This window comes from Bacillus sp. 2205SS5-2, assembly GCF_037024155.1.
Taxonomy (GTDB): domain Bacteria; phylum Bacillota; class Bacilli; order Bacillales; family Bacillaceae_K; genus Bacillus_CI.
In genome coordinates, this window is record NZ_JAYKTS010000036.1 from 515 (window position 1) to 11906 (window position 11392).

Here is an 11392-nt window from a genome sequence, read left to right on the forward strand (position 1 = left end):
AAGTCCCTAGAATGATCGGCATGAAGCCCCCCTCGAGATGAGATTTCCCATAGCGCAAGCTAGTAAGATCCCTGAAAGATGATCAGGTTGATAGGTTCGAGGTGGAAGCGTGGTGACATGTGGAGCTGACGAATACTAATCGATCGAGGACTTAACCAAACATAATAAGTGGTGATTACTCACTATCTTCATCAACCTTTATCTAGTTTTGAGAGTGTAATTTCAAAAAAACTCTTGAAAATTTCATAAAAGATAGTATAATAATACTTGTCTTTGAAGAATATGTCTGGTGGCATTAGAGAAGAGGTCACACCCGTTCCCATACCGAACACGGAAGTTAAGCTCTTCAGCGCCGATGGTAGTTGGGGGGTTCCCCCTGTGAGAGTAGGACGTCGCCAGGCTTAGTATTCCGCAGTAGCTCAGTGGTAGAGCTATCGGCTGTTAACCGATCGGTCGCAAGTTCGAGTCTTGCCTGCGGAGCCAATTGGAGAGCTGTCCGAGAGGTCGAAGGAGCACGATTGGAATTCGTGTAGACGGCTAACGCTGTCTCAAGGGTTCGAATCCCTTGCTCTCCGCCATGATATTTATTTAGGCCCGTTGGTCAAGCGGTTAAGACACCGCCCTTTCACGGCGGTATCACGGGTTCGATTCCCGTACGGGTCACCAAGTTTTTTACGAAGCAAAACGAAGTAAAAAAACAACCTTAAATGGTTTAAACATATTATTGCGGAGGATTAGCTCAGCTGGGAGAGCATCTGCCTTACAAGCAGAGGGTCGGCGGTTCGATCCCGTCATCCTCCATTCAGTTTTTTTGCGAAGCAAAATAAACTTCCTTAGAAGCGAAGCAAAATAAACATCCTTAAAAGCAACGTAAAAGACCTGAACACAATTAAGTAACACTTTCATCGACGCGGGGTGGAGCAGTTCGGTAGCTCGTCGGGCTCATAACCCGAAGGTCGCAGGTTCAAATCCTGCCCCCGCAATACATTATATTGCCAAAACAAATTAATGATAGTTATTTTCGCTTTGCGAAAAAACTTTGGTCCGGTAGTTCAGTTGGTTAGAATGCCTGCCTGTCACGCAGGAGGTCGCGGGTTCGAGTCCCGTCCGGACCGCCATTCATACGGCTCGGTAGCTCAGTTGGTAGAGCAATGGACTGAAAATCCATGTGTCGGCGGTTCGATTCCGTCCCGAGCCACCATTTTTAATAAAACACCTTTTGCCGGTGTAGCTCAACTGGTAGAGCAACTGACTTGTAATCAGTAGGTTGGGGGTTCAAGTCCTCTTGCCGGCACCATTATATTGTGGAGGGGTAGCGAAGTGGCTAAACGCGGCGGACTGTAAATCCGCTCCCTCGGGTTCGGCAGTTCGAATCTGCCCCCCTCCACCAAGTTTTTTTGCGAAGCAAAATAAACTTCCTTAAGAGCGAAGCAAAATAAACTTCCTTAAGAGCAAAGCAAAATAAACAATCTAAAAAATTAAGATTACTATCTAAATTTTAACTCGATTGTATTTATTACAGGGGTATAGTTTAAAGGTAGAACGAAGGTCTCCAAAACCTTTGGTGTGGGTTCGATTCCTACTACCCCTGCCATATTAATTTTGGCGATTGTGGCGAAGTGGTTAACGCACCTGATTGTGGTTCAGGCATTCGTGGGTTCGATTCCCATCAGTCGCCCCATTTAATTCACATTCATTATTTAATTGAATATAATATTATTGGGCTATAGCCAAGCGGTAAGGCAACGGATTTTGATTCCGTCATGCGCTGGTTCGAATCCAGCTAGCCCAGCTTGCGGAAGTAGTTCAGTGGTAGAACACCACCTTGCCAAGGTGGGGGTCGCGGGTTCGAATCCCGTCTTCCGCTCCAATAATAATGGCGGCATAGCCAAGTGGTAAGGCAGAGGTCTGCAAAACCTCTATCACCGGTTCAAATCCGGTTGCCGCCTCCATTTTGCCGGTGTGGCGGAATTGGCAGACGCGCACGACTCAAAATCGTGTTCCTCTGGAGTGCCGGTTCGACCCCGGCCACCGGTACCATTTGCGGGTGTAGTTTAGTGGTAAAACCTCAGCCTTCCAAGCTGATGATGTGAGTTCGATTCTCATCACCCGCTCCATACATACTTTCTTAAAACATTGTTCAAATGAGTGATGTTTTTTTCATAATTATCCGAATGGATGTACATGTAGAGCTAGCTTTGTTCGAAAGTAAGAATGAATTTTCAAATGGTGTGTTACTTAGCTTCAGACGTCAGCGGTTCGAGGTCACAAGTCAGCCCTGGGATGAGGCAAATTGAGCTAATATAAGTCCTTTTTGTGCTTGCAGTCAATTGCCAGTTACCATTTATGGGGGCGTTCTCGTTTTATTTTTGATTTTTATAAAATTGAATTTCCCAAACTACTTTTTTATACTTGTCAAAATCAATCATAAATGATATTCTTATATCAATATTTCTACTAGCGGGTGTAGTTTAGTGGTAAAACCTCAGCCTTCCAAGCTGATGATGAGGGTTCGATTCCCTTCACCCGCTCCATACATATTAATAACGTCTATCTTCTCGCACCATGCAGAAGATAGACGTTTTTTTGATTTTCAGGAAAAAGAATTTGGTCAAATAGATAAAAAGCGACTATGATTTAATGGTAGTGACAATTACCGACACTGGTGATTATGTTTTTGCATTTAAAGTTCCTCGATGAAAAAATAGAAAAAGATGCGTTTTTATTCGCATCTTTCACATGATAATACAGTAGATGATGATTCCCCACCGTGGATATTAACAAACATGGATTCAAGTGATTGAGTCAGTCTCTCTGCCTGTTCTACATGAATTGATGAAGGAAGGTAGACAATTTGTAGTGCATGCTTTGTGTTGGTAGTGACCGCAGTTCTTTTAGAATCCACAAATGGGCTTCCAAAGGCCCCCTTCTGATCTCGACTGATCAATAGGTCCACCAATGAATTGACTCTGCCATTTAACCCTTCGTACGAGTCGGCTTCTTCACCTATTGTGATTTCCACCTGGTCCGTTAACTGACTTAAATCATAAAGGCCAATGGGGGTTTCATATTGTAGTGAAAAAAAGTTATTCAAGTCAATAGCCGATTGCACTGAAGGTAAATAATTTTGACTATATATTCGTTTAATCAAGGCTTCTGAAGCGGGACGATATCGGCTTGGATTTTTACCATAAGACTTGAAAATTTTTCTCCATTCTTTTATCCCTGGTCTTTCTGATAAAGGAGTTGTATCAGCCTCAAAGAAAATAGATTCTTGAAATAGCTGTAAGCGACCTTTCAGCATCTGGGGAGACTCTCCAGCAGTAATGTTGTGATATTCTATAATGCCAAACTTTAGTTTATTCTTTTCGCATAGAGTCTGATCTAAAGTAATTTCCAATGTTTCCACCTGCCATTTCTATTGGTAATAGTTTATCATAGAGACTAGTGAAAACTAAAATAATGTGCAAGGAATAGCAAACTTATTGTACCATTAGAGAAAGTAGGCTTTTTCATGAATTATCAACAGTTAAAACAAGACATCATTGACTATAGTCAAACGATAGGGATCGATAAAATAGGATTTACTACTACAGATACTTTTACTGAAATGAAAAATCGGTTGGTCCGTCAGCAAGAGCTAGGGTATCAATCTGGTTTTGAAGAAAAAAATATTGAAAAAAGGGTAGATCCCTCGCTGATCTTTGAGCAGCCCAAATCAATAATTAGCATTGCCTTAGCTTACCCATCAAAGCTGAAAAATGCTCCCAAAAGTAAACAGGGGGAACGGCGTGGTATTTTTTGTCGAGCTTCATGGGGGGATGATTACCATGACGTTTTAAGAAATCGATTAACAAAATTAGAAAGGTATATCGCTTCTATGGTCCCTCATGCCCATATGCGTTCGATGGTAGACACAGGAGAACTTGTCGATCGGGCAGTTGCGGAAAGAGCTGGAATTGGTTGGAGCGGGAAAAATTGTTCAATTATTACTCCAGAGTTCGGTTCATATGTATACTTGGGCGAAATGATTACAAATCTTCCGTTTGAACCAGATCAACCGATTGAGGATGGGTGTGGTACGTGTAATAAATGTGTAGACGTTTGTCCAACGGGTGCACTAATAGAAGGTGGGCAACTCGATTCACAACGCTGTATTGCCTTTTTAACACAAACGAAGGGCTTTCTTCCAGATGAATATCGAACAAAAATTGGCAACCGATTGTATGGCTGTGATACTTGCCAAACGGTCTGTCCTGAAAATAAAGGGAAAGATTTTCATCTTCATGAAGAAATGCAGCCGGATCCTGAACTAGCTAAACCGTTATTAAAGCCTCTTCTTACCATTTCTAATAAAGAGTTTAAAGAAAAGTTTGGCTCTGTCTCAGGATCATGGAGAGGGAAGAAGCCCATACAGAGGAATGCAATTATTGCTTTGGCTCATTTTAAGGATGAAACAGCTGTGGAGGATTTAATCTCCGTTATGACTCAAGACGTTCGTCCAGTCATTCGAGGAACAGCAGCTTGGGCTATCGGGAGAATTGGTGGAAATGATGCATCTAAAGCATTGCATCTTGCGTTATCTAAAGAAAAGGAACCTGAAGTAATTAAAGAAATAGAAAAAGGGCTATCATTCGTTGAGTAATATCTGCTTTATTCTAGGAATATTTCACTATTAAATTTTTTGTTCAATTGAAACCTATTATGTTAATGGTTAATATTTCTTTAAAAAAGCCATAATAAAAAATTGCCCCTTAAAAAGTAACGGATTAGGTATTCAAGTACAAGACATAAAAAAAATACTAATTAATAGCCCAAATCGCATATGATTTGGGCTGTTCTTGTTCCCCGTTATATCAACGATGATCGGTTTTTCACATATAATTTATTATAGGAAATCGCACCCCAGAAAACATAGTGACAATAGCTATCGTCAACGAGCTAAGAAATACGTTAATCATGGTGTTTTTCGCAATGTTGATTTTGATAAACCAACAAGACATTTGTGACTATATGTAAAAAAATTTAGAGATTGTGAGGAAATGTACTTAAAGTAGTTAAGTAGGGTGGTTCAACAAGGAATTGTTTTTATGAGGAGTTAAAAGACGTTAATCATTTTTTTTTTCAGTTTCTGATTTAGGAAAATCAAATGAGTTTTATACAAAGGCTGTTTTCGCAAAGTTTGTTGCTTTTCGTATCAGTCTATCATCTATGATTTAGCTTAGTTTTGGGCATCATTTCGTCTATTTTTGATGGAATTCAACAGTGAAATGAAAGATTTAATCAAAAGTATGATGAAATAGCCACAATGTATACGAAAGAGTCTTTATTAAACAACGGGTGCTTTAGTTTAATAAGAAAATATAACAGAACGCTTGGATAATATACTATCCAAGCGTTTTTCTTTACCAAATGTAATTTTTATTAGTGTGTTAGTTAATCGATTAGATAATTCTGTTGCTAATTTGCCTTCTAAATACGAAACTACTTACTTAAAAAGGAGGCAGTTTTTTAAAAGTATGAGTTATTTACGGATTCACTCGGTTAAATAAAAAAGTATTTTCTAAGTGTATGTGTTGAGTTAAGTCAGATTCTAGGTCGTAGAGACGTTGGTAGACTAGTCGATACGTTCCGCATGCACCTTCAGGAGGAGTAAAATCATTTGTAAGTTTACGTAGTTCTTTTAAAATAGATATTGCTTGAGAATGTTCGATTTCTAATTCAGTTACTGTATTAATATAAGACTCTCGATATTCTTTCGAATGATTGTTTTCATAGGCAAGAATAGCGGGGAAATCAATCGTTTCTTCCTTGAGTATATGTTTTTCAAGTTCTTTTTTCAATTCAAAAAAAAGGCTGTGAATTCTAATGAGATGTGGCTGAGACGGACCATGAACACGAGATACTTTAGTTATATATGGACTAAGCAAAGGGAGTTCTTCCTTTAAGTAGCGATGATGTTTGGAGATAATATGATTTATTAATTTTTCAGATGACGCCTTTGCCCAATCGGTATATGATTCTTCTATCTGTGTTTTCTCATATAGTTTATTTAATTGCGATAATACTTCATCAGAGGGCAAACCTTTTTCATTGATCGCTTCTATGAGTGGTCGATTTCCATCACAACAGAAATTTATTTGATAAGATTTAAAAAGGTCACTTGCTCTAGGAATCTTTGTTACTATTTCACTTATGATGGATTGTTCGGTAAATGTTTGCATCATACTATTCCCTCCATATAAAAATGTTATCTTTCTAATTAGAAGAATAACAAGAAACTACATACATATTTGTGATTTGAATCACAAATATGTATGTAGTTTTTGGATAGGATATTTTTTCATCAAGAGAAATAGGATTTAGGCTCAAACAAAAGAATATGTAGTAAGAATAGAAAAGAGCCTTATCTAAAAGAGGTCTATTAATAAATTTACTCAATCCAAAAGTTTCTTTGTTTTTTTAGCGCTAGTGCCGAAATTTGTAAATCAATCTGCCGGAAATGTGTCATTGCAGATGTTTCCATTAGGCTTCATATTTTCAGGACAAGCCTCAGCCATATTCACAATTGTAAGCTTTTTTCAGAAAAAATCGGTGGGTTTCTTACAAAATCCGAATTTTTATCAAAAAAAGTGAATGCGATTCAAGGAACTACCCTTGCTATTATTGCGCTGCAAATAGGTTTTTCTGAGAAGTAATTGAAAGTGAAAGCTCATAGAAAGCTTGATTATATACCATTAAGTTATTTTGAGAAATGGGGTTCGGGATAGGTATACATCTCCACAAAAGATGAGGGAATGATTTATGGAAACGAAGTCTTTTGTTTTTTTCTCTTGCGTTCATTCATAAAGTATACAGAGGAGGGATGCGTATGAGAGAAATAATTCTGAAGGAAATTGAAAAACGAATCACTGAAACCGTCAAATCGAATGGAGACTTTCAGGAAGAACGCTTGAAAAGAAAACAAAAAGTGCTTCAGCAACGAGAAGCTGAGATCGTAAAGGTGAATGTGAGTGGAAACATTGATCAGATCGTTAAAAGAAATCAGGAAGAGATTATTAATTATCATCTCCATTTTCAATATTTAATTAAACAGAAGAAGCTACTATATTTAGAAGAAGAAGTGGAAAGACGTTATAGTGTTTTCGAAAATGGGGAACTAATGAAGGATGAAGGACTCATGGAGGAAGGGGATAAGAGTTCAGAACCCAGATTGATGGTCGAAGAAAATCATGACGAACGGCTGAGCTACCGTTATGATCGTTTAAAAGCGGTAAAATATGCAGAGAGATGGTGGAATAGCTATAACTCCGCTTATAAAAAGTTTGAGGTAGATTGCACGAATTTTATCTCTCAATGTCTTCATGCAGGAGGCGCTCCGATGCGAGGTCAGAGTAATCGAAGTAAGGGGTGGTGGATGAGTGGAAATAATTGGAGTTATAGTTGGAGTGTGGCGAATTCACTTCGCTGGTATCTTCCTTCATCTAAAGTTGGTTTGCGAGGGACCGAAGTTAGAGGAGCGGAAGAGCTCAAGCTTGGAGACGTGATTTGTTATGACTTTGAGGGAGATGGCCGTTATAACCATAATACGATTGTGACCGCGAAGGACGCATATGGTTTTCCGCTGGTCAATGCTCATACGCATAACAGCCGGATGCGGTATTGGAATTATGAGGATTCGACGGCCTATACGCCGAATATTAAGTATAAGTTCTTTTCGATAGTGGATGATGCTTAAGGAGTATTTAGGGCTGCTGGAGACAGTGGCTTTTTTATTTAGGCTGTTTTCGCATAGATTGTGGCTTTTCGAATTAGTTCTTATTTCGTGATGAAGAATGAAATCGAGCATTTTTTTCACATTGTTTTTAACTCGAAATGAGGAAAGAAAAGTGTGTTTCCATCTGTTTTTATATGCTAGATAAACAAAGTATGCGAAAAGAGCCTAAAGGAATGTTAGCAAACAAACGACAAGACATCACTTGTAGTAGGAAGGTAAGAGATTTATAGAAAATGAAGTGTCTCAGCAGAATAATTTGTAGATACTTTGTAAGTGGTTTTTTCAAAGGGTGGGAGCAAATAGTAAGATAGTCAAAATATTCCCCCTTCCTCGTCAATATAGTTCCCCTATTATTGAAAACGCTTCCATTATAATGAGAGAAAGTGATTAAATTAATAGGCGGTGAAGCGGATGGAAACAAAGATTCAAATGGAATCTGTGAAAACGAGTGCACAATTAAAAGCAGTTCAGAAAAGAAAAGTAAAATATAAGAAATTTTTAACGTACGCTGCATTTGTGGGACCGGCTCTGCTATTCTTCTTAGTTATTCAGATTCTTCCGTTTTTAATGGGAATTTACTATTCATTCACATCTTGGAATGGAGTTAGTTCTGCTGTTGAATGGGTAGGTTTTGAGAATTATAAAAAGATATTTTCGAACGATCAAAGATTTTATGAGTCATTTTGGTTTACGCTGAGATTTATGTTTGCAGCGGTGATTATTAGCAATATAATCGGTTTTAGTTTTGCGTTATTGTTAAATGCTGCATTAAAAACGAAGAATATTTTACGAACAGTATTTTTTATTCCGAATGTAATTGGTGGACTTTTACTAGGATTCATTTGGCAGTTTATTTTTGTAAAAGGGTTTGCGTCGATTGGAAACATGACGGATATCGCATTTTTTAAGTTACCGTGGTTAGGGGATGAAGTTACTGCGTTTTGGGGAATTGTAATCGTCTTTGCTTGGCAAATCAGTGGATATATGATGGTCATTTATATTGCAGCACTGCAAGGGGTCGATAATTCGCTCTTAGAAGCGGCGAAAATGGATGGTGCCACGCCTTGGACGTTATTAACTAAAATCATCATTCCGTTAATTCTACCTGCTTTTACAATTTGTTTCTTCTTAACGATTTCGATGGCGTTTAAGATTTTCGACTTAAACATTTCGTTAACAGGAGGAGGACCATTTTATTCAACTCAATCAGTTGCGATTAATATTTATCAAGAAGCCTTCCAGAATAATCGTTATGGATTAGGAACAGCAAAATCAATATTATTCTTTGTGGTAGTTGCAATCTTTACTACGGTTCAAGTAATGATTACGAAGAAAAGGGAGGTTGAAGCATAGTGGACAATCGGTATACGAAAAGGACGTTTGTTCTAGAAATTATTGCAATCGTAGTAGCGCTTATATTCCTGGTTCCTTTTTACTTCGTGTTTGTCAATTCAGTGAAGCCATTTGCAGCTATCTTAATCGATGCCGCAGCATGGCCGGAAGAGTTTAGATTTTCGAATTATGCTAAAGTTTGGGAGATTATTAATTTCCCACGTGCTTTCATGAATTCTCTAATTATTACGGTATTTAGTATTCTAGGATTAGTCATTATTAGCTCAATGGCAGCTTGGAAAATGGTTCGAACACCTGGTAAATTTAGTAAAATCCTATTTGTTGTTTTTGTATCAGCGATGGTGATTCCATTCCAAACAGTTATGATTCCGTTAATGAAACTGGGAGGAACACTTCATTTAACGAATAGCATTCCCGGATTGATTATCATGTATTTCGGATTCGGAGTTCCGCTTTCATTATTCTTATATCATGGATTTGTAAAAACAGTTCCTGTTGAGATTGAAGAATCAGCCATGATTGATGGATGTAGCCAATTCGGTGTGTTTTGGAGAATTGTGTTTCCACTCTTAAAGCCGATTACGGTTACCGTCATTATTTTAAATACCCTATGGATTTGGAATGATTATCTGTTACCGCTTCTAGTCTTACAAGATGCGGAATTGCGAACAATACCGTTAGCAGCAAGCTCGTTCTTCGCTCAGTACACGAAGCAATGGGACATGGGACTTGCGGCGTTGGTTATGGGAATTGCTCCAATTATTGTTTTCTTCTTATTTTTACAAAAACACATCATCAAAGGAATTGCATCAGGATCAATTAAGTAGATATAACGTTTCTGTGTCTTTTTAAGAAACAGAAATTTATATAAAATAATTAAACAGGGGGTCATTTATTTATGAAACGCTTACTTTTATTATCTATGTCATTACTTTTAGTGTTTGGAATTATCGCAGGTTGTTCTTCGAAAGAAAAAACGAATGGCAGCACAGATGGAGAGACTAAATCAGATGATGAAGTGGTAACCTTAAATTTCTTCCAATTTAAAGTTGAAATTGCGGATCAACTTCAAGAGCTGATTAATGAATTTGAAGCGGAAAATCCTAATATTAAAATTAAACTTGAGACTGTTGGTGGAGGTGCCGATTATGGTGCAGCACTAAAAGCAAAATTTGCTTCAGGTGAAGAACCAGATATTTTCAATAATGGGGGATTTAAAGAGCTAGAGCTTTGGAAAGAGAAGTTAGCGGACCTCTCCGATGAGCCTTGGGTTGAGCATCTTCTTCCAATTGGGAAAGTACCAATGACTGATGAAGATGGTAAACTATACGGTATGCCGGTTAACCTTGAAGGTTATGGTTTTGTTTACAATAAAGATTTATTCGAAGAGGCTGGAATTAAAGAAGCACCTAGCACAATTGATGAATTGAAAGCTGCAGCGAAGAAATTAGAAGAGAATGATATAACAGCATTTTCAGCTGGTTACGGCGAGTGGTGGGTGATTGGACAACATTTACTGAATATTCCATTCGCACAGCAAGAGGATCCTACTGCTTTTATTGAAAGATTATATGATGGATCTGAAAAAATTGTTGGCAACGAAAAATTTGTACAATTCAAGGAAGTACTAGATACAGAGCTTAAGTATGCGAATGATAATCCACTAACAACGGATTATAATACTCAAGTTACACTATTTGCGTCAGGTGAAGCAGCGATGCTACAACAAGGAAACTGGACAGAGAATATGATTAATGAAATCAATCCAGACATGAATATGGCCTTCCTTCCACTACCAATTAGCAATGACGAGAGTGCAGATCGCCTACCAGTAGGTGTTCCAAATAACTGGGTATTGAACAAAGAATCTGAGCATTTAGATGAAGCAAAAACATTCTTAGACTGGATGGTTTCTTCTGAAACTGGTAAGAGATACATTACGGAAGAATTTGCTTTCATTCCAGCATTTGATAACATTGAACCAAATGGTCTTGGTGACTTAGGCCAATCCATTCTTGAATTCTCTAAAGATGAAAAAACGATTCCTTGGACTTGGTTCAGATGGCCAGACGGAGCAAACAAAGAGTTTGCTGCAACGATCCAAGAATATTCAGCTGGAAAAATCGACTTTGACACTGTACTTGAGCGATTCCAACAAACTTGGGATAACTTGAAATAAGATAATAGAAAGCATGTCTCTAGAGACATGCTTTCTATTTAATAAAATGGCTGTTTTCGCAAAGTTCGTGGCTTTTTGATTCA

Annotated in this window: 7 protein-coding genes, 17 tRNA genes and 2 rRNA genes (1 of these 26 only partly in view); 24 read left to right on the forward strand and 2 right to left on the reverse strand. The window is 38.1% G+C overall.

Features of this window, described 5'->3' with window-relative positions:
- The 19 genes from U8D43_RS18075 to U8D43_RS18165 all read left to right on the forward strand — a co-directional run.
- Positions 1–159, forward strand: a 23S ribosomal RNA gene (locus U8D43_RS18075); its annotated part reaches 514 nt to the left of the window's first position; the annotation flags it as partial.
- A gap of 126 nt (positions 160–285) precedes the next feature.
- Positions 286–401 (forward strand): 5S ribosomal RNA (gene rrf / locus U8D43_RS18080).
- A 7-nt stretch (positions 402–408) separates the two neighbouring features.
- Positions 409–483: transfer RNA gene (locus U8D43_RS18085), tRNA-Asn, on the forward strand.
- Between the two features lie 3 nt (positions 484–486).
- Positions 487–578: transfer RNA gene (locus tag U8D43_RS18090), tRNA-Ser, on the forward strand.
- Between the two features lie 13 nt (positions 579–591).
- Positions 592–666 (forward strand) — tRNA-Glu (locus tag U8D43_RS18095).
- Positions 667–728: 62 nt separating this feature from the next.
- Positions 729–801, forward strand: a tRNA-Val gene (locus U8D43_RS18100).
- Between the two features lie 108 nt (positions 802–909).
- Positions 910–983, forward strand: a tRNA-Met gene (locus tag U8D43_RS18105).
- A 58-nt stretch (positions 984–1041) separates the two neighbouring features.
- Positions 1042–1118: transfer RNA gene (locus U8D43_RS18110), tRNA-Asp, on the forward strand.
- Positions 1119–1125: 7 nt separating this feature from the next.
- Positions 1126–1201: transfer RNA gene (locus U8D43_RS18115), tRNA-Phe, on the forward strand.
- 20 nt (positions 1202–1221) lie between these two features.
- A tRNA-Thr gene (locus tag U8D43_RS18120) sits at positions 1222–1297 on the forward strand.
- Between the two features lie 9 nt (positions 1298–1306).
- Positions 1307–1390 (forward strand) — tRNA-Tyr (locus tag U8D43_RS18125).
- A gap of 130 nt (positions 1391–1520) precedes the next feature.
- A tRNA-Trp gene (locus tag U8D43_RS18130) sits at positions 1521–1594 on the forward strand.
- 11 nt (positions 1595–1605) lie between these two features.
- Positions 1606–1681, forward strand: a tRNA-His gene (locus tag U8D43_RS18135).
- Between the two features lie 39 nt (positions 1682–1720).
- Positions 1721–1792, forward strand: a tRNA-Gln gene (locus U8D43_RS18140).
- A gap of 3 nt (positions 1793–1795) precedes the next feature.
- Positions 1796–1870 (forward strand) — tRNA-Gly (locus U8D43_RS18145).
- An 8-nt stretch (positions 1871–1878) separates the two neighbouring features.
- A tRNA-Cys gene (locus U8D43_RS18150) sits at positions 1879–1952 on the forward strand.
- Positions 1953–1956: 4 nt separating this feature from the next.
- Positions 1957–2040: transfer RNA gene (locus tag U8D43_RS18155), tRNA-Leu, on the forward strand.
- A 3-nt stretch (positions 2041–2043) separates the two neighbouring features.
- Positions 2044–2117, forward strand: a tRNA-Gly gene (locus U8D43_RS18160).
- A gap of 343 nt (positions 2118–2460) precedes the next feature.
- Positions 2461–2534 (forward strand) — tRNA-Gly (locus U8D43_RS18165).
- Between the two features lie 188 nt (positions 2535–2722).
- Here the strand turns inward: U8D43_RS18165 and U8D43_RS18170 are convergent.
- The gene (locus U8D43_RS18170; RefSeq protein WP_335872582.1) at positions 2723–3400 is read right to left on the reverse strand and encodes a B3/B4 domain-containing protein; all 678 of its coding nucleotides are present in this window, start codon (positions 3398–3400) and stop codon (positions 2723–2725) included.
- 114 nt (positions 3401–3514) lie between these two features.
- Here U8D43_RS18170 and queG point away from each other — a divergent pair, with 114 nt between their 5' ends.
- The gene (gene queG, locus U8D43_RS18175) at positions 3515–4645 is read left to right on the forward strand and encodes a tRNA epoxyqueuosine(34) reductase QueG (RefSeq protein WP_335872583.1); all 1131 of its coding nucleotides are present in this window, start codon (positions 3515–3517) and stop codon (positions 4643–4645) included.
- 883 nt (positions 4646–5528) lie between these two features.
- Here queG and ric read toward each other — a convergent pair.
- Positions 5529–6227 (reverse strand): iron-sulfur cluster repair di-iron protein, encoded by a 699-nt coding sequence (gene ric / locus U8D43_RS18180; RefSeq protein ID WP_335872584.1) that lies wholly within the window; start codon positions 6225–6227, stop codon positions 5529–5531.
- Between the two features lie 644 nt (positions 6228–6871).
- Between ric and U8D43_RS18185 the strand changes: the two genes are divergently transcribed.
- From U8D43_RS18185 to U8D43_RS18200, 4 genes are all read left to right on the forward strand, one after another.
- Positions 6872–7738, forward strand: coding sequence for an amidase domain-containing protein (locus tag U8D43_RS18185; protein ID WP_335872585.1), 867 nt, complete (start codon positions 6872–6874; stop codon positions 7736–7738).
- 450 nt (positions 7739–8188) lie between these two features.
- Positions 8189–9130: a carbohydrate ABC transporter permease gene (locus U8D43_RS18190; protein WP_335872586.1), complete on the forward strand. Its 942-nt coding sequence runs from the start codon at positions 8189–8191 to the stop codon at positions 9128–9130.
- Positions 9130–9957 carry a carbohydrate ABC transporter permease gene (locus tag U8D43_RS18195; RefSeq protein WP_335872587.1) on the forward strand — a complete coding sequence of 276 codons (828 nt, stop codon included), beginning with the start codon at positions 9130–9132 and terminating at the stop codon, positions 9955–9957. Before U8D43_RS18190 ends, U8D43_RS18195 begins: the two co-directional genes overlap by 1 nt.
- Before the next feature lie 71 nt (positions 9958–10028).
- Complete coding sequence (locus U8D43_RS18200) at positions 10029–11309, forward strand: ABC transporter substrate-binding protein (RefSeq protein WP_335872588.1); 1281 nt, start codon at positions 10029–10031, stop codon at positions 11307–11309.
- Positions 11310–11392: the final 83 nt, after the last annotated feature.